At 43.6% G+C, this 19484-nt stretch carries 17 protein-coding genes; 6 read left to right on the top strand and 11 right to left on the bottom strand.

The features are described 5' to 3' along the window. Positions 1-96 precede the first annotated feature (96 nt). Positions 97-1737 carry a DUF2813 domain-containing protein gene (locus AC6I7V_RS19845; protein WP_498011994.1) on the top strand — a complete coding sequence of 547 codons (1641 nt, stop codon included), beginning with the start codon at positions 97-99 and terminating at the stop codon, positions 1735-1737. Between the two features lie 212 nt (positions 1738-1949). On the opposite strand, the gene AC6I7V_RS19840 is transcribed toward AC6I7V_RS19845, so the two are convergent. Next, positions 1950-2444, bottom strand: a complete 495-nt coding sequence (locus AC6I7V_RS19840; RefSeq protein ID WP_255231866.1) for a DUF1097 domain-containing protein — start codon at positions 2442-2444, stop codon at positions 1950-1952. Between the two features lie 204 nt (positions 2445-2648). Next, positions 2649-3554 (bottom strand): LysR substrate-binding domain-containing protein, encoded by a 906-nt coding sequence (locus AC6I7V_RS19835; RefSeq protein WP_255231867.1) that lies wholly within the window; start codon positions 3552-3554, stop codon positions 2649-2651. A gap of 259 nt (positions 3555-3813) precedes the next feature. On the opposite strand from AC6I7V_RS19835, the gene focA reads away from it, so the two are divergent. After that, on the top strand, positions 3814-5265 hold the full coding sequence (gene focA / locus AC6I7V_RS19830; RefSeq protein WP_498011993.1) for a formate transporter FocA: 1452 nt from the start codon (positions 3814-3816) through the stop codon (positions 5263-5265). A 195-nt stretch (positions 5266-5460) separates the two neighbouring features. Here the strand turns inward: focA and AC6I7V_RS19825 are convergent, their stop codons facing one another. From AC6I7V_RS19825 to AC6I7V_RS19815, 3 genes are all read right to left on the bottom strand, one after another. Further along, a complete protein-coding gene (locus AC6I7V_RS19825; RefSeq protein ID WP_372067050.1) occupies positions 5461-6030 on the bottom strand; it encodes a YceI family protein in 570 nt (189 codons plus the stop codon). Next, positions 6027-6566, bottom strand: a complete 540-nt coding sequence (locus AC6I7V_RS19820; RefSeq protein ID WP_372067048.1) for a cytochrome b — start codon at positions 6564-6566, stop codon at positions 6027-6029. The genes AC6I7V_RS19825 and AC6I7V_RS19820 overlap by 4 nt, the downstream gene beginning before the upstream one ends. A gap of 148 nt (positions 6567-6714) precedes the next feature. Beyond that, on the bottom strand, positions 6715-6960 hold the full coding sequence (locus AC6I7V_RS19815; protein WP_255231871.1) for a DUF2164 domain-containing protein: 246 nt from the start codon (positions 6958-6960) through the stop codon (positions 6715-6717). A gap of 196 nt (positions 6961-7156) precedes the next feature. On the opposite strand from AC6I7V_RS19815, the gene AC6I7V_RS19810 reads away from it, so the two are divergent. After that, positions 7157-7792 carry a hypothetical protein gene (locus AC6I7V_RS19810; RefSeq protein ID WP_498011992.1) on the top strand — a complete coding sequence of 212 codons (636 nt, stop codon included), beginning with the start codon at positions 7157-7159 and terminating at the stop codon, positions 7790-7792. 532 nt (positions 7793-8324) lie between these two features. Beyond that, entirely contained in the window at positions 8325-9062 is a 738-nt protein-coding gene (locus tag AC6I7V_RS19805) for an EAL domain-containing protein (protein ID WP_261883672.1), read from the top strand. A gap of 121 nt (positions 9063-9183) precedes the next feature. On the opposite strand, the gene AC6I7V_RS19800 is transcribed toward AC6I7V_RS19805, so the two are convergent. The 3 genes from AC6I7V_RS19800 to AC6I7V_RS19790 are packed head-to-tail and all read right to left on the bottom strand — an operon-like array spanning position 9184 to position 14383. After that, complete coding sequence (locus AC6I7V_RS19800) at positions 9184-12243, bottom strand: efflux RND transporter permease subunit (RefSeq protein WP_498011991.1); 3060 nt, start codon at positions 12241-12243, stop codon at positions 9184-9186. Further along, the gene (locus AC6I7V_RS19795) at positions 12240-13295 is read right to left on the bottom strand and encodes an efflux RND transporter periplasmic adaptor subunit (protein WP_498011990.1); all 1056 of its coding nucleotides are present in this window, start codon (positions 13293-13295) and stop codon (positions 12240-12242) included. Before AC6I7V_RS19795 ends, AC6I7V_RS19800 begins: the two co-directional genes overlap by 4 nt. Further along, a complete protein-coding gene (locus AC6I7V_RS19790) occupies positions 13295-14383 on the bottom strand; it encodes an efflux RND transporter periplasmic adaptor subunit (protein WP_498011989.1) in 1089 nt (362 codons plus the stop codon). Before AC6I7V_RS19790 ends, AC6I7V_RS19795 begins: the two co-directional genes overlap by 1 nt. A gap of 174 nt (positions 14384-14557) precedes the next feature. Between AC6I7V_RS19790 and AC6I7V_RS19785 the strand changes: the two genes are divergently transcribed. Next, complete coding sequence (locus tag AC6I7V_RS19785) at positions 14558-15304, top strand: TetR/AcrR family transcriptional regulator (RefSeq protein ID WP_498012382.1); 747 nt, start codon at positions 14558-14560, stop codon at positions 15302-15304. A 233-nt stretch (positions 15305-15537) separates the two neighbouring features. Here AC6I7V_RS19785 and AC6I7V_RS19780 read toward each other — a convergent pair whose 3' ends face one another. The 3 genes from AC6I7V_RS19780 to AC6I7V_RS19770 form a co-directional block, all read right to left on the bottom strand. Continuing rightward, positions 15538-16812 (bottom strand): DEAD/DEAH box helicase, encoded by a 1275-nt coding sequence (locus AC6I7V_RS19780; protein WP_498011988.1) that lies wholly within the window; start codon positions 16810-16812, stop codon positions 15538-15540. Positions 16813-16878: 66 nt separating this feature from the next. Beyond that, complete coding sequence (locus tag AC6I7V_RS19775) at positions 16879-17493, bottom strand: acyl carrier protein phosphodiesterase (RefSeq protein ID WP_255231878.1); 615 nt, start codon at positions 17491-17493, stop codon at positions 16879-16881. Positions 17494-17573: 80 nt separating this feature from the next. Next, positions 17574-17702: a hypothetical protein gene (locus AC6I7V_RS19770; RefSeq protein WP_255231879.1), complete on the bottom strand. Its 129-nt coding sequence runs from the start codon at positions 17700-17702 to the stop codon at positions 17574-17576. Positions 17703-18176: 474 nt separating this feature from the next. On the opposite strand from AC6I7V_RS19770, the gene AC6I7V_RS19765 reads away from it, so the two are divergent. After that, positions 18177-19415, top strand: a complete 1239-nt coding sequence (locus AC6I7V_RS19765; RefSeq protein WP_498011987.1) for an aromatic amino acid transporter — start codon at positions 18177-18179, stop codon at positions 19413-19415. Positions 19416-19484: the final 69 nt, after the last annotated feature.

Genomic DNA, 19484 nt, shown 5'->3' with positions numbered 1-19484 from the left:
GACCGTAAAACACACCTAACACAAAAATATCGATTATGATTATAGATATCTGTTTGCTTTCAAAGTATTAGCAGATCTTTTGTTAGGAGTGAGCCTATGCAGTTAGAACGAATCGAGATTTCTGGATTCAGGGGTATCAAACGAATGTCATTGGCATTCGATGAACTCACAACGTTAATCGGTGAGAATACTTGGGGTAAGTCCTCACTGCTTGATGCTTTGTCCGTTGTCCTTCCCGCCGATGGTGTGCCTTATCAATTCGAGATGACGGACTTTCACGTAGACTATTCCGTCTCACACCCACAGTCGCAACATCTTCAGATTGTGCTTTCGCTCAAGGCGAACGACAGGTCAGAACTGAATGCAGGGCGTTATCGAAAACTCAAACCAGTATGGGTTCAAGATGAGTATGGTCATCATCGAATCTATTACAGAATCAGTGCAACACTTGAACAGTACGAAACGACAACCCACTACGCGTTTCTCGATACAGATGGTAATCCACTTAAACTGCACCATTCTGAGAAACTTGCTCAAGAATTAATGACTCTCCACCCCGTTATCCGCCTTCGAGATGCACGTCATTTTGATCGTCCATTTAATGGCAATGGGAATGGCAACGGCCATCAAACTCGGATTGAAAAGCGTATCGATAACACCTGCCGTCGACTTATGGCAATACCGGGGCATGTTAACAAAGGCGAGATGCGTAGTAGTTTAGACTCGATGCAGAGCCTAATTGAGCACTATTTCTCATTTAAGAGCGTGTCACGTAAAAACCCGCGTAAACCACGCGATGGATTGATGTATTCAACGAGCATTCAAGAGAAGAGCATTCATGAACTCGTTGAACAGACCAGTAATAATCAGACACGTCTACTATTTATGGGCCTACTCAATGCTTATCTGCATGCCAAAGGGCCGAATGATCTAAGGCGTTGTGCTCGGCCACTTTTGATCCTAGAAGATCCTGAAGGTCGCTTACACCCGACACATCTTGCGAGAGCCTGGAGCTTGTTGCAAAAACTGCCGATGCAAAAAATCTTAACCACCAATAGTGGTGAGTTGTTGGCGTTCGTGCCGTTGCACTCTATTCGTCGTTTGGTTCGTCAGTCAGACAAAACCATCGCTAACCAGCTAAACATCTCCCACTTTAGTAAAGATGAATTACGTCGTATCGGTTTTCATATTCGTTTTCACCGCTCAGGGGCCTTATTCGCTCGGTGCTGGCTATTAGTAGAAGGAGAAACGGAGGTATGGCTGTTCAATGAGCTGGCGAACCAATGCGGTTACAATTTGGCTGCAGAAGGTGTACAGATCATAGAGTTCGCCCAATCTGGACTGAAGGCACTGATTAAAGTGGCCAAAGAGTTTGGTATCGACTGGCATGTTGTGACTGATGGCGATGCAGCCGGCAAAAAGTACGCTGCAACTGTGCTCGCTAAACTCGATAACGACCAACCACGGCATCGTCTCACAGAGCTACCAGAAAAAGATATCGAACATTACCTTTATATGAATGGTTTTGAGGATTTCTTTAGAGATATGGTGAAGATCCCATCTGATCACCCTATTCCACCCAAAAAGGTCGTTGCACGTGTATTGAAGAAGCACGCAAAACCCGATTTGGCGCTCGCGATTGTCTCACACTGTGAGAAGCGTGGTCTTGAATGCATCCCTTTACTGCTTCGTTGGACTCTTAAACGTGTGATAACGATGGCAAACGGCAATACCTAGTTGCTTGGTTATGATGCTCTGCTTTTGACTCATCATTGCCAGACAGAATGGATAGTAGAAACTGCGCATCCTACGCCTTTGAAAGAAAAAAGGCACACCGAAGATGGTGTGCCTGTATAAAGAATCTATACAAATTAATTGGGGGTTATCTTTCACAGGGACATATCCAATCTGCCACACTATTGAAATTTAAAATTATCTATTTCAATAACTTATGCTTCAACACGGTTGGCATGTTGTTCTGTCTTTTGAGAAGATTGAGATGATTTTTCGTGAAGCCATACGCCACTGGTTTTCATCAAGTAACCAAACACACCACCTAGCAGTAGTGAAGGCACCACAAGTTGCCAATCACCAGCAGCGGCAAACGTTGCACAAGAACCAATGAAGGTCCCTGGAATGTAAGCTAACCAGGTTTGCTTTGCTTGAATACACATAAAGAAAGCAACAATAGCAGTGATTACGTAGCCTAGGATCTCTAATCCAGCAAAGGTAGAGCCATGAATGATTACCATTGCCCAAAAGACACCTGTCATGTTAGTGAGTAAGCTGCTAAGCAGCCCTTTCACACCATCGGTAGGTGATGCGAAATAACTGGTGCACCCCAAAAAGCCCGCCCATGAGAGCAAACCAAAAGAGATAGCAATCCAGCCCCAAAGACCTGACAAAATACCGGTTGTTAACGAAATCGCGACTAATGTACTCATACTATTTCTGAACGCATAGTGCCCATGTAGCACCACGATGTTCAGCCTCACTTGAAATCAAGTAGGCATAGTATGGTAAGTCGCAGCGGAATCTGGAGATCTAGATCACAATAATAATGTATGAGGGTTATGAATTATCACAATATAGAGACCGATATCGCTTATTCAACAGATATCGGTATCAAGGAAATGGTGGATTAACGATTATAGAATGGAAGGACGACTCTTCATCATCCGCTTTCCTTCACGCTTAATACACTCAGCTAACGGGTTTTCGGCCATATCTGCACGCCAAATAAATGAGAGTGTTCTCTCCATCTCCAATTCAGGTACATTTAAAGTAACTAACTGACCCGATTCGATAAAGCGTTCAACATCCAGGTAAGGCAAACAAGTAAGATAAGGGCCATTTGCCACCAGACTTCTCAGTACAGGTACGTGTTCGTACTCTCGCCAAACGTCCAGATCGGCAATTAAATGATGAATAGAGCTATCAAAAACTTTGCGAGTACCTGAACCATGCTCACGAAGCACCCATTTCGCTTGCTCAAGTTGAGCCAAACTCACTCTTTCACGCTTAGCAAATGGGTGATGTGCCGAGGCAACAACGGTGAGATGGTCTGTACACCACACTTCTTGGTGAATCCGATTGTCATCACAGCGACCTTCAATAACTCCTAAGTCATATTGATAATCGAGAACGCCTTCAATAACCGACTGTGTACTTTGCACACCAAGTGAAATGCGCATTTCCGGAAAGTCGTTATCAATAATACTGATGAGATCAGGAACCAGGTGTTCCGCTGGAGTTTGACTCGCACCAAGACGCAGCTCGCCACTGAGAAGATGCTGCTCGTAGAAACCCATTTCTATCTGTTGCGCATCTTGGAGAAGGCGTTTCGCTTTCGGTCTCAACCACATACCCCAATGGGTTAACGCCATCTGCTTCCCCTGCCTTTCAAACAAGGGTCTGCCTAGCATTTTTTCAAGTTGCGCGAGTGACATACTGGTAGCCGACTGAGTCAGTGCAAGCTTATCCGCCGCTTGGCTTACACTTCCGGAATCTGCAACGGCGTCAAAGACGGCGAGTTGCTTTAATGAATAACGCAAATTTCTTCCTTAATTTCTTGTAATTATCTCTATTCCGACGCTCTTTTTTTATAAAGTCTGTGAGCAATCGGTTTCATTGTACCCTGTCATTTTCCTATATCAATATTTCTGATGTGGTTTTTAAATATTATCAATTTTACCTCTACCCCCAGCACTCGTAATCTGAATGGGCAGCAATGATTTAATGGCTGCAACATTCACCATTCACTTAGGTATTAACACTAGGAATCACATATGACGGATTGTTCAAGGAGGGGGTATGGCGACCAGCACTTCTGATAATCACCAACTGTTTTCGCCGACAGAAATGATGGCCGAAGCAGAAAAATTTGCACTCAGTAAAGCGAGTAAAACCAGCAGTATGACTCTGAGTCTTGCGATTATGGCTGGTGCATTTATCGGGCTCGCTTTCCTGTTTTACATCACAGTCACGACCGGCAGTGCCGACGCTGGATGGGGTTTGAGCCGCTTAGCTGGTGGACTCGCCTTCAGTATGGGGCTTATCTTAATCGTCATCTGTGGCGGTGAGTTGTTTACTAGTTCGGTGCTATCTAGCATCTCTTGGGCAAACAAACAGATCACCTTTGGCAAGATGCTGTCGATTTGGGGAAAAGTATATGTGGGCAACTTTATTGGCGCGATGTTTCTACTCGCTCTTGTGAGTGCGGCTGGCCTCTACCAGTTAGACAGTGGTCAATGGGGACTCAACGCATTAAACATTGCACAACACAAACTCCATCACAGTCCGATTCAAGCATTTGCTTTAGGTGTGCTTTGTAACCTGCTAGTTTGTTTAGCAATTTGGTTGACCTTCAGCTCTGCCAATGCAATGACAAAAGCAATGATGACTGTGCTACCCGTTGCCATGTTCGTCAGCACAGGCTTTGAGCACTGCGTGGCAAACATGTTCATGGTGCCACTGGGTATTGTGATTCAAAACTTTGCACCACAGAGTTTTTGGACACAAATCGGAATGACACCTACCGCGTACGCCGATCTCAACGTCATGCAGTTCGTCACGGCAAACCTACTGCCAGTGACACTTGGAAATATCGTAGGTGGCTCTGTACTCGTTGGCTTAGCGAATTGGAGTATCTACCGCAGACCGCAACTAAAAGCGGCAAAAATAACAGCAATAACGCAAACAACTCAAATTACGTCAGTTAAGGAACAAACTATGAACACCAATACAATCATCAAAACCATTATGAACACGAACCCAACCACTCTATCTGTTGAAATGCCGACTGCGGTTGCTATCGACACTCTGTTAGATGCACAACAAGTCAGTGCACCAGTGTGTGATTTAGAAAGTCGCTTAGTAGGTGTGTTCTCAATTCACGACGTGATGGTCGACCTTTGGTGCCAAGATTACATTCCAACAGCGGGTCAGAAGGTTGTCGATTTGATGAGCCGTGATGTTGTCGCGATTGATGCAAACGACAAACTTGTTGATGTGGCTGAGTTCCTATGCATCGACAAAGAGCAGTTGTATCCAACATCTAGCATGGGCATTGCAACTCGCTTTACAACACTTTCATTAGAAGAGCGCGCGAAAGCGATGAAAGTGAGTCAACCACACATGCTTCCAGTTCTTGAAAATGGCGCAATGGTAGGTGTTCTAACTCGTACTGAAGTGATGCAAGCACTTCGCCCTATCTATGGCGACCGCTTAAACGTGGTAAAAGAAGCAGGACTTGAGACAGCGTAATTCTAAGAGTAACCCGAACACGTGATAACAACGTGTGGCTAAATAAGATGTCTTGGTAATAGTGATACAATTTGGATAACGTCATTCAAGACACAATCACAACCAATCTAAAAGACTCATGGCTTAATAAAAAAGGCGCGAAGCATCTGCTTTGCGCCTTTCTGTATTTGTGAGACAGAGGTTAGTCTATTCGACTTACTTCTTGATGCCTTCTACGTGAAGTTCCATGTCAACGTAGCTAGAAGCGCCCATGACTTTAATATCAAAATCAGCCAGCTCTAGACGAGTAGTACCGATGAAACCTGCTCGCTCACCACCCCACGGGTCTTGACCAGCACCGACAAATTCAGCATCGATAGTAATAGGTTTAGTTACACCGTGTAGCGTTAAGTCACCCATTACAGCCAGTTTACCGTCACCGTTATCAACCACTTTTGTGCTGTTGAATGTCGCTTCAGAGAATTTTCCCGCATCGATAAAATCGCTGCTACGGATGTGCTTGTCACGTTCCGCATGGTTTGAGTCAAGGCTAGTAGTGTCAACCACAACGTTCACTTTAGACGCTTCTACGTTGCTTTCATCAAATGAGAAATCACCAGAAAATGTGTTGAAACGTCCTTTAATAAAGCTGTAACCAAGGTGGCTCACTTTGAAGTTAACAGACGCGTGTGCGCCTTTTGTATCAATCACGTAATCAGCAGCGTTCGCAGCGAAAGGCATTGCCATAGCAAAGGCTAGTCCTGTAGCGATAATTGATTTTTTCATTTTGATGCTCCTATCATTTTTCGTAGCGTATCGTCTTTGTCGATAATGTGGTGTTTAATCGCAGCCAATGCGTGAACTGATGCTAGTACAATCAGTACCCAAGCTGCATAGTAGTGTACAGTTCCTGCCAAGTCGGATTGATTTGCAAATAGCTCTCCCATACTTGGAACCGTGAACCAGTTGAAAACATCTATGCCACGACCGTCTGATGTCGAAATCAAATAGCCAGACACGAATAAAGCCAACAGATTTAGATACATAAAGCCGTGAGCCGCCTTCGCTGCAATCACTTCGTAGCTCTTACCCTCAACGCTTGGTGACGCAGTCACTGTTTTCCAGAAGAGTCGGAAAAGAGTCACGGCAGCCAAAATAATACCGATAGATCGGTGCCAGTCAGGGGCCGTCTTGTACCACTCACTGTAGTAAGAGAGGTCAACCATCCATAGGCCAACCCCGAATAAACCAACAATGGTCAAGGCTGATGCCCAGTGCAACAGTCTAGCTATTGGATTATAGTTCTTTACATTATTGCTCATGTGTCATTCCAAATGGTTGCAGTTGGTATAGTTTGAAGAGCGTACATTACTCTGTATTGTTGCAACATATTATTTACTTAGCTTTACATAAATGACATCACTAAAACTCAAACAAGTTGTTCGAATAATTTGAATAAGATGAATTTACCTATAACTCAACGACCTGCTCGATCTCGTACAGTTCATCGCCGATGTCAAGCATCTTACGTTCCATCACCTTTTGCGCATCCTCAATTCCCTTGTTGTAGTAGACCGCACCGAACTTTTTACTGATAAAATCAACAAGAAAATCCGCATCAAATTGGCCTATCTCGACATCAAGCTCATCTTGCAAATAGCGTTGCAATGATTCTGTCATTCTCGCCTTTTGTTTACTGTCTAACTCTATGGTCATCGCTCCCTCATAAGTCTGTCTAACTATTACTAATTCATAAATGGTAAACGCCATTGGCGCGCTTACAACATAAAAATCGACAGATACCTTAATTTTGATAATGCGATCAAGAACTGAACCATTGTTGTTGGCAAATTACACAGTCATTACCTTACTATTCAAATACCAACATTGTAGCCATGTATAAGGACAGTCATTGTTATTAGATCTCGTGATACAGAGCATCAACCTTTTTCAAGAAGATTGCTTGAAGTTGTGCGAACATCACTACCCTACCGTTCATAATCAAGGAATCAGTGAGCATCACCTCGGCAAAGCATTTTCACGACGTATGCAACACACACTGATTAGTTTTGATCACGAGAGTATGATTCATCCGCTTGATATGCTGCCACTTAATGAAACGGCGCGACATTTCCGCGTCTCGTCTGAAATTGGTACGGTATGGGTTATCAGTCATCATATGGTGAGCGCAGGCAAAACCTGTCGAAAGAAACTTCTGGTCGATGTTTATCACTGGCTTGGCGAATATGGCTACGCCATCCAGCCAAATGACTTACTTATTATTGTTTCGGATCATTGGATAAGTCGTAGCAAACACAGTCGCGAACTGCTGCATTGGTGGATGGGTGATCTACCCGATGAAATTACCGAATACAGTCAACAAGGTATTACCTTACAAGAAAGTGATTCGCAATTTGCCTCAGACTTGAACACAAACTTCGGCATATCCCCTTGCTTCATCAAATTTGGACACCCGCTAAAACGCTCAAATAGTCAACAACTGGTGCGCAAGTACATCCAACTTTACGCAGTTATACAGTGGGTTTAATTTAAGCTTCAGGATTAAATTCTCACCTCTATTCGTTAAGCAATGAAATACGCCGCTCAAAAGAAAAACACTGGTTGTTTAGTTTTTATTTATTAAATATATCGTTGATTTATTTCACATTTAATTTCTATGGTAACTCACCTTTAGATATGAGCTACTTCATTCAATTTCTATAAATTTGATGTTGAGCCAAAATCAAACCTATATTTTGATTATTATCACGATATACGGTTGAAATACGCGAAACGTAACTCTAGCACTGCGATACACAACACATTAGTTAGATAGCGATTACACCATAAATCACACAATCCAAACCCCCAACGAAAAAAATATACTTTTCAACAATTTATAAAGTAATAATTTATATTTATAACGTGTTAATAGTTCTTTTATTAATTGACAATCTACCTACTCATGTCCAGTATTGTGAAACAAGGAATTTATCATCCCTTAAATGGACTATCTTTAATTAAGTATGATTTTATCTGACCGTAGTCAATTCGTTAAGTGCATCTCTGTTGATGATCGGATGCAATTTATTGCTAAGTACAAAAACCTAACTTTAAGAAGCGTTTATCAATCCATCTTTAACGCAGAAATGGAACCCATTGGTGTTGAAGCCTTAGTTCGAATCACCGACGAAAACGAGCAAGCTATTAGGCCTGATCATTACTTACACTCTGACGAAACATCCATCGATGACAAAATCAATGTCGAGCGTTTGAGCCGCGTAATCCACGTCCGAAACTTTGCTCAGTCAACCTCTCGCCACCTTCAACTCTTCCTTAATGTTCTGCCTAATGTTGGCGAACTGTTTGCCAACTCTAATGTCAGTGATAGCTTGCTGGTTAAACGCTTGGTCGAACTTAACCTATCGCCAGAACAGATTGTTATGGAATTGGTCGAACTGACCGCAGATAGCGAAGAGAGACTAAAAGATGCGGCCGCTTCACTGGCAGAAAATGGTTTTAAAGTCGCTGTTGATGACTACGGTACTCAAGCTTCAAATGAGGGAAGAGTTCGTCATATCACCCCTCACATAATAAAAGTTGATCGTTCATTAATGCTGGAATTTGAGCAAGGAAACGCAAAACCGATACATGATGTTCTTGCACTGGCTAAATCGATCAATGCTCAGACTGTAATCGAAGGTATCGAAACCCATAAACAGCTAGAACTAATGAAAACAATGGGGTTCGATATGTATCAGGGTTACTTTCTTGCAATGCCAGCTCCCATTGAATTAGATGTTCAAGTCGCAATCTGAGTTCAAAAACGTATCTAATTAACCTTCATCACATCTGTTGCTCATCAAGTTTATTAAGATCAAAAAAAGCCCAACCTATTTGAGGCTGGGCTTGGCTAAAACGAATCGTTTATATCAATCCTTAATATCCCGCAGTGGACGGTTTGATTCGAAATAAGATGGCAAACATCACAGGTACAACAATAAGAGTCAGTACCGTAGCAAAGCCTAAGCCCGCCATGATGGTAATGGCCATCGAGCCAAAGAAAGCATCAAAGACTAATGGAATCATGCCTAAGATCGTGGTCAATGCCGCCATTGATACAGGTCGTACACGACTGATTGCACTGTCCACAACCGCTAGGTATGGATCTTTTCCTGTCTCTAGTTCACTGTTAATTTGATCTAGGAGTACAATCCCATTTTTCAAGATCATGCCACTCAAACTGAGTAGGCCCAAAAACGCCGTGAAGCTAAATGGCATGTTGGTACTCAGCAGACCAATTGATACACCGATGATAGACAGTGGCACCGTGAACCAAATAACCAAAGGCTTACGCACCGAGTTAAACAGAAGCATTGTAATGATGAACATCAGCAGATAGCCCATTGGCAATGAGCCAAATAGCGACTCTTGTGCATCCTTAGAAGATTCATATTCACCACCCCACTCTATGCTGTAACCAGAAGGAAGTGGTAGTGCTTCGATTTTCGGTTGTACTCGAGCAAATAGACTTGCTGGTGTTTCATCGCCTAATACATCATGATCAGCCAATACGGTTAACGTGCGTTTACGGTTCTTACGCTGAATCAGAGGCTCCGACCATTGTAACTCTACACCATCAATCACTTGCTCAACTGGGATGTATGTCTGTAGTGATGGGCTCCAGATCTTGACGTTATTTAATGATTCAAAATCAAAACGCTCTTCTTCAGGCAAACGGGCAACGATAGGCAGCATGTGTGTACCATCACGCAGCAGTCCGATGTTGTATCCACCAAACGCCATTTGCAGAGTATGAGACAGATCCGCCTTCGAGATACCTAAACGACGCGCCTTAGACTCATTAAATAGAGGCACCAACTCTTTAGTACGTTCGCGCCAGTCGTGACGTACGTTGCGAGCACCAGGATCGGCAAGCAAGATGTTTTCTACGTCAGTCGCAATAGTGCGCAGTACATCTGGATCTGGACCGATAACACGCGCCTCGATTTTAGACGCAGGTGATGGACCAAATTCAATCAACTTAAACTGGAACGTTGGCTGTTCAAACTCAATCGCCAGTTTTTCATCAAGCTTTTCAAGTGTCGCGAACATGGTGTCACGATCAGTCGTTCTTACTTGCAGTTGAGCGTAGGCTTCATAGCTCTTTTCTGGTTGGTAAGTCAGGGCAAAACGTTGCATACCTTGACCCGCTGTTGTGGTCACAAACTCAACATTGTCCAGCTTACGAATGTAGCTCTCTACTTTCTCTGTTTGTTTAATGGTCTCACGGATATCCGTGCCTTCTGGCATCCACATATCAACGTAGAACATTGGTGTGTTCGACGCTGGGAAGAACTGCTGCTTCACCATACTGAAGCCAACAACCGATACAGCCAATAGACCGACCATGCTCGCAACGGTTAACCAACGGAATCTCAGTGCAAACTTAAGCATCGCGCCAAATACGACAAACAAAATACCTTTGTATGGATCTTCATCCGCGCCTGTTTTGTCTTCTTCCTTGAGCATCAAGTCGGCTAGGAACGGTGTCAGTGTTAGAGCGGTGATCCAGCTTAGGAAAAGTGAGAAACACAATACCCAGAACAGCGAACCCATGAATTCACCGGTTGCATCTTTTGATAGACCAATAGGAGCAAACGCTGTAATCGCGATAATGGTGGCGCCTAGTAACGGCCATTGCGTTTGAGTCACAATGTCTTTCGCGGCTTGTAGCTTAGTTTTACCCTTCTTAAGTCCAACCAAGATACCTTCAACCACAACAATGGCATTATCCACCAGCATACCCAGTGCAATGATCAATGCACCCAAAGATATCCTGTGAAGCTCTACTTCGTTGTAGTCCATCAAAATGAAGGTACCAAACACCGTAAGCAGCAGAACTAAGCCGATGATCACACCGCTACGCAATCCCATTGCAAACAAGAGAACGACAATAACAATCGCGACCGCTTCGACCAAACTAATGATGAAATCTGATACGGATTTATCAACCTCTTGTGCTTGGTTATAGAAATAGTTCAGCTCAATACCTGCAGGCTTGATCGATTCAAGACGTTCGAGCTCTGCATCGAGTGCTTGACCAATCTCCACCACGTTAACGCCAGAAGAGAACGCAATCCCGATGTTGATAGCTGGCTTACCGTTGTACGTCAGTACATTACCCGGTTTTTCCGCGATGCCTCGTGTTACCGTCGATACATCTTTTAGACGGATAAGATTGCCCGTATCTCGACCGTGGATGATCAGGTTTTCTAGCTCTTCAACTGTGCTTAGTGTTCCATTTGGTTTAATCGCAAGGCTTTGTCCATTGAGCATCACTTCACCAGAAGAAACCACACTGTTCTGTTGAGCAAGCAGAGAAGTGACGGTCGACATGTCCAAGTTTAGAGCGGCTAAACGCTCCAGAGACATCTCAACAAAAAGTTGTTCCTGCTGATCACCAGCAATGCTGACTTTACCGACACCGTCGACAAGCTCTAACTCACGAGTCAGATAATCGGCATACTGTTTTAGCTCAACATAGTCGTAGCCATCACCCGTTAGCATTAGCATTACACCAAATACATCACCGAAGTCATCAATGATCTGAACAGACTGCACGCCACTTGGAAGTGTTGGCTGTAGATCGTTGATCTTACGACGCATTTCATCCCAGATCTGAGGGAGCTCATCAGGACCGTAATCCATCTTCATGCTCACCATGATCTGCGACATGCCGTCTGACGAGGTAGACGTAATCTTATCGATATAAGGAAGTTGTCGAATCTCTTTCTCTAGCGGGTAAGTCAGCTCCTCTTCTACCTCCATAGAACTTGCGCCCGGATAGGTAGAGATGATCATCGCATCTTTGATCGTAAATGCTGGGTCTTCTAAACGTGAAAGATTGCTAAAAGAGCTCACACCACCAATCGCCAAAATAACCAGAAACAGCCAGCTAATAACTTTATTTTTTATTGAATATTCTGCGATGTTCATTCTTCTTTTCCTGACAATTTCATTCCATCACGTAGTTTGCGTAAGTTGGAGTTGATCAGTTGATCACCCTGCTCTACACCATGTGCGATAAGCGCACCTTGACCGCTGATTTTTTCTATCTCAACTAGGTTTTTATAGGCTTGGCCATCTTCGAGTTTCCATACATAAAACTCATTTTCTGCCGAGCCTGCTTGTAGAGTGGTCATAGGCAGTTGATAACCTTGCACGTCGCTCAACCCCGCTTTTGCCATATCAACGTTTACGGTAACGCTAGTACCTGGCATAACTGGAGTGTCTAGCTGTGGCATCGACATCCAAAACTCGTAAGTTCTCGATTGAGGGTGTAATTCACTCGTGTGCTCTAAATAAGTCAGAGGGTAAGCGCCATCAATACCGCCAAAAGTCGCATTCGGGCGGTAACTGTTAGAGCGCATATCTGGGCTAATCGCAGCCAAAATGGAGTCTGATACTTGGATTCGCACATACACCTTATCGTTTTGGTATAGGCTCAAAAGTGTTTCACCCGGTTTGGTATTTTCAAATTGCTTTTTATCGACGGTAGAAACAGTTCCGGTGAACGGTGCGTGCAACTCGGTATATCCCAGCGCTTGTTTAGCCGACGCTAAATTGGCAGACGCAAGCCTAAAGTTCGCTGTCAGTTGGTCAAATTCAGACTTTGAAAGCATCTTGCTTGCAAACATCTCTTTACCACGTGCTAACTGCTTTTTTGCAAGATCATATTGAGACTGAGCGTCTACTACATCTTGGCGGTAAGTGTCGCCATCAATTGTTGCTAAAAGCTGTCCTTTCTTGACCACGTCGCCCGCTTCTACGAGCACTTGGTCAATCTCACCGGCGATGCGAAATGCCAATGGAGTCAATTCTGCAGCCATCACTTGGCCGTTGAAATTGCGGAACTGCTCTTTAAGAGGTGCTTTCACTTCAAAAGTCGATACCGTTAGCGTTGGCTGCTCTCTGTGTGCGGTTTCGTTGTTACACGCGGCGAGCACTAGCGTTGAAGCAACAACGACCGCCAATTTATTGAATTTCATTAAATTCCGCCCTCTCGCGTCCAAGCTTTCACTTGCTGTCCATCAACCAATGCATCTACGCCCGCTTCGACAATAAAGTCGCCGCCCAACAAACCGCCAACAACGCGACCATGTTCATTCAATGCAACCGTCACTTTCGAAATCATTTGAGATACAGGGTTGTAACGCCACAGTTCGCCTTGGGTTTCATCTTTGCTTACCCAAGCAGAGTCGACGATACCGATACCCTTTTCATCGCTGGATTTTTGAACTTCGACCTGAGCAGTCATACCAGAAAGTAAATTCAACTCAGCTGGCTTTTGAATTGAAACAACCGCTTGGTAGCTGTTGGTATCTTCATCCGGTTGAGTCGAGATCTCTTTGAAACGTGTCGGAATGCGAATACCGCGATGACTGTCCATCACGACCCACATGTTGGATTGAACAAAATCGCTAATGCTACGATCTTCTAGTTTGGCGACAGGGACCGAGAAGGTAACGTCCATAGCACCTTGGTTCAAAATGTTGAGAACAGGCTGTTTCTCGGCGATAACTTGATGTTGCTTGCCAAAAACTATCGACACGACCCCATCAAAAGGCGCCACTAATTTTGTATAACCTAGGTTGGTTTTCGCTTGCTCAAGTTCTACACCAGCAGCGGTATAGTTATTCATTGCTTGGTCGTAGTAATCGGTACTCACCAACTTCTTAGCATAAAGTTCTGAAGCTTGTTGGTACTGACTATTTGCAAGATCATACTTTGCCTGCGCTGCATCGAGTGCGATTCGGAAATCTGTCGAGTCTAAAACAACCAGTGTCTCGCCCTTTTTGACATTTTGCCCCATACGAACCGCAAATTTTTCGATCTGGCCACCCACTTGAAAAGAGAGTGCTGCACGGTCGGTTGCATCCACTTTTGCGATATAGCTATCCAACTCGATATTGGTCTGCTTCGGGATCTCCAATAACTTCACTGGCTTGATAACCAGTTCATTTTCTTCTGATTGTACTTTGTTACATCCAGTCAAGACGCTAGAGAGAAGCATGGCTGTGACAATAGCTCCTAGCGCTTGTACCGAATTGGCTCTTAAAGGTGACTTGGACTGCATTAAGCGGCTCCATTTAATTATTATGATTTACTACACAGGTGTGCAGTATATTTAAATAGAAGGATTTCACAAGCTTTACTTTCCACCTGTGCAGTATTTTTTATTTCAACAAAAACAGTGTAGAATTAGAACATCATCCTAATTTGCGATATGACAATGACAGAAAAAATGACGATGACGGAAAAAAAGCAAGGTCGTAGAAGTGCCAAAGATGCTGAAGAAACACGTTTTCAGATCATGAGCATCGCGGCGGAGTTGTTCTGTGACCAAGGCTACGATCGTGTTTCATTGCGTAACATCAGTGAAAAAGCCGGTGTTTCTCACAGCTTGATCCGTCATCACTTTGGTAGCAAAGAGAAAATTTGGCACGCGATTAGTGACTGCTTGCATGTGTATTTCCAAGCTTATATAGCCAAAATCATGCAAGAGCTGCCAAAAGATGTCGCACCAAAGATCACCCTGTATCTGTTTTCTATGCGGCTGTTTACCAATATGATTCACTCTCGCAGACCAATACAGCTAATTTCAGACTCGGTGCGACAAGAAGACAACCTAGTTGACTACTTCATCGATAATGTCGGTAACGTCGAGCAAGAGATCAACATGCTTGCTGATGAATATAATGCTGCACACCCAGAACACCCAATCAAGATTTATGAAATTAAATGGCAAATGATCATCTATGCTAACGCTGCCGTGTGCCTAACTCCGCTTATGGAAAGTACATGGAATGAACGTGGTATGGTTGCGACACCAAATGAAGCGCTTATGAACCATTGGCAGATGTTTAACAAACAGATGATCAACACCTACAACGTTGACGAAGAGTGGATTCTTAATCCGACCAGCCTTGAAGAGCTGATCTATGATGTGCCTTGTGTATGGAAGTGCAGCAATGGCGAAATAAGAAGCGCAAAATAAATCGAATAATAATACCAATCGTAGTAAATAATTGCTCACCCTAGCTTGTTAAAAGGCTCGATAACTGCGTTAGAATTTTTGATTGTAGAATAACTACTTATCGAAAAATGCTGCCTTGTTCTCAAGCCTTTTTCCTGCGCTATTTTTGATCACTTACTTACTGTGATTGGTATAAAAAGGCGCCAAGGGAAACAACCCAAGGCGCCTGTTTTTTAACTTATTTTAGTTAACGATTAACGGCGAGCTTTACCACGATTTTGGTGGATCTTAAGCTTCGCCTTCATCTTACGTTTTTCAGATGAACGGCTTTTACCACGACGACCTGTGCGCTCTGGCTCAACCTCTTCAATCAAGCTAGGCTCAAAGCCCTGTAACCACTCTTGTGGTAGACGCTTATCAAGCAAACGCTCAATCGCTTCAAGCAAGTACTCTTCATCTCTGCTCATTAAAGAAACAGCCAGGCCGGTATTGCCAGCACGACCAGTTCGGCCAATGCGGTGAACATAGTCTTCAGCTTTGTAAGGCATATCGTAGTTAACAACCTGTTCCAATTGTTGGATGTCGATACCACGCGCCGCAACATCGGTTGCAATCAAAGCTCGTACTTTACCTAACTTAAAGTCATCCAGCGCCTTTTGGCGAGCACCTTGGCTTTTATCACCATTGATTGAAGCTGCTTTGATGCCATCTAACTTCAACTCTTTAACTAACTCATCAGTACCTTGCTTAGTCTTAGTGAAGACTAGGACCTGCTGCCAGTTTTTAGAGCCGATCAAGTAAGCCAATAGTTCACTTTTGCGCTTCTTATCTACTGGGTAAACCATCTGTTTTACGGTTTCAGCCGTGCTATTGGTTGGCGTTACTTGAATCTCACTTGGAGACTCCATCATACGATGCGCAATAGATTTGATTTTGTTGTCAAAAGTCGCAGAGAAGAACAGTGTTTGACGAACATCATTCATGCGTTTCAATATGCGTTTGATGTCTGGCATAAAGCCCATATCAAGCATGCGATCTGCTTCATCAAGCACAAGAACTTCTGTTTGGCTAAGCATGATGTTCTTAGTGAACATATGGTCAATCAAACGCCCTGGTGTCGCGATCAGAATATCCGCGCCCGCTTTTAGATTGTCGGTTTGAACTTTCATACTAGTGCCGCCATAAGCAACCACAATTTTAAGCCCCGTGCCTTCAGCATAACTGGTAATGTTGTCGAAGACTTGCTGTGCGAGTTCGCGCGTTGGTACTAATACCAAAGCTCTCACCAGTTTTGGATTTGGAATCACATTGTCTTGGCTAGCCAACAAACGTTGAATGATTGGTAAACCAAATGCCGCGGTTTTACCCGTACCCGTTTGAGCACCAGCCAGTACGTCTTTACCTTCTAACACGAGTGGGATCGCCTGCTCTTGCACCCTTGTCGGGGTTGTGAAATTTAGCGTCTGTAATGTAGACAGCAACTGTTCCGAAAGACCCAATTGTTCAAAAGTTTGGTTTGTATCAGACATAAAATGGTGCTCAAAGTAGAAATAGGCGCGGATTGTAGCAAACCCCAATGGAACTGTTTACCTTTGTCATTGATTTTTCTTTGCTAACATTTCAATTTGCTGCTGCCGATGCTGCCAAGCGCGCTCAAGTACATCCGGGTAAAGCTGAATAAAGTGACACTGCAACTTATCATAATTAACAGAGAGGTCATCAAAACACTCTTTCAGTACGCCAAGTCTTGGCCTTCGTAAAGACATTCTCTCTAATACCGTAGCGATTGAACCCATCGATTCGTAACTTTCTAACCAGCGTTGCTGGGACATTTTCTGGTGGACCAAAAGAAAATTCTCTGGCCAATGCGTCTCGGAATCTTGGCTTATCTTACTATGTGAATTCTTACAGAATTGTTTCAGTGAAGAGTTAGAATACTTTGACCAGTTTGTGGCTAAGCAGTGATCCCAAAAGACATCAAGCGCAATTGGGGCAAAACGCCGAGTCTCTTTTCTGAAGAGTGTCTTCGCTTGTTTAGAGATAACATGAGAATCAGTGTAACTATCAACAAATCGATGCAGTCGAATACCATCGACTAAGGGCTGAGAATAACGCTTTGAAGGGTCGCCTTTGACAAAATCGCCAAGCAGATTGCCTGCTAAGTCACTACGACAATGGTTTGCGATATGTAGATGGGCAAGAAAGTTCATTGAACCTCATTAAAGTAGAGCCAATTGGAGATATAGTAAACATACTCCCTAATCTTAGCCAACTTTAATGAGGACGTAGGTTAGTTTGACGAGCTAAACATCTCTTCAGCTAACTGCTGAACAGCCTGTTCGTAATCGGATAGGTCGATACCTATTTCCATTGCATCTAACAGTTCGAGACTTTCGTCATTAAAATATTGGTCACTCATATTGTGCCCTTCTATTCCTTATCATGGGCTTTCGCCCCTACAACTAAGTGTCTCCATATTGTGTGTTAAATATGACAGATTTATGAAGAAACTCCGTGTTTCCCAACAAATTTAATGCGCACTTTTTTTGAGCAGCACACCTCTGCTCTAAATCGGCATTCGCGCTATGGGATCCTTATCTCCTAAGTTGGGTCGCGCGTCCACACTATTACTGGTCACATGCAAACTACTCAATCTTTTCTTCATCAAACTATGAATCAGATCATAGATAAACGATTGCATTGCGCATCACACGGATTACACCACCCAGTCTGTATAATTTAGTTTACAGTGGATATTTAAAGTTACGTTTAGTCTTGCATTCATCATAAAAGTCCCACAAAATGGCACCAATCCAATATTATTATTGGCTATAGACAACGAAACTAGTGTATCAGCCAATAAAAAACCACATAACGTAAAGAATTATATACAATGAATAAATCAAAGGTTTTCGGTAGTACTTTGATCATCGCAGGTACCACGATTGGTGCCGGCATGCTCGCACTTCCTCTTGCTTCTGCTGGTATCGGTTTTTCAACTTCACTTCTTCTAATGATCGGCCTGTGGGCACTGATGGCATTCACGGCTCTTCTTATGGTCGAGCTACACCAATTTGCAGAGTCTGACGCAACACTTCACACTTTGGCGCACAACATTCTCGGTAATAAAGGTAAGTGGATAGCGAGCTTTGCTGTAATGTTCCTGTTTTACGCATTGTGTGCTGCCTACATCGCTGGTGGCGGCGCGCAGTTTAATCAACGCGTTATGCAGTTAACTGGGCTAGAGATAAGTAACCAACTTACGACACTGCTCTTCACTGTCATCGTTGCGACTGTTGTAACGATTGGTACACACAGTGTCGACAAAGTTAATCGCGTTCTATTTGGCTTAAAGCTAATTGCAATGATATTAGTGCTGAGTTTTCTTGCTCCAAACGTAACCTCTCAATACCTGCTGAGTATGCCATTGCAACAAGGTCTAATTGTCGCTGCGATTCCCGTTGTATTCACATCTTTTGGCTTTCACGGTAGCATCCCCTCTATCGTTCGTTACCTAGATGGCGACGTGCGCTCTCTACGCAAGGTGATGGTTGTGGGTTCAGCATTACCTCTTATCATTTACGTGTTTTGGCAAAGCGTAACGCTAGGTGTAGTTAGCCAAGAGCAGCTTTTGAATGACTCTAGCTTAGGTGCGTTATTGGTATCACTTTCTGAAACCGTACAGCAATCCAACCTTAGTATGATCGTGGGTGTCTTTGCCGACTTAGCACTGTTGACATCTTTTATTGGCGTAAGCTTAGGTCTGTTTGAATTTATGGGTGACTCTCTAAATGACAAATTGGGCGAAGGCAAGCGCATAAAAACAGCGCTAGTGACCTTCGTTCCACCACTGATTTTCGCACTGTTTTACCCTCAAGGATTCATCATGGCACTTGGATACGCAGCAATTGCCCTCGCAGTACTAGCCATTCTGTTGCCTACCGTGATGGTCTACAAAGTCCGTTTTACTCAGCAGCAACCTCAGGACTCAAACGCTACCACTTACTCCAACGCTAGCACTTACCAAGTTGCGGGCGGAAAATTAGCACTATTTATGGCTGGTACTGTTGGTATGATCATCATTGCGATTCAAATTATGATTTCTGGTGGTATTTTGCCTTCACTCGGCTAAATTGATAAATTCATCAAAAATGATTGATCTGGGTTCCAATTATTGAAATTGGTTATCATTTAATTTCAA

Source organism: Vibrio sp. KUL70 (assembly GCF_059725515.1).
This window is presented reverse-complemented; position numbering and strand designations above follow the sequence as displayed.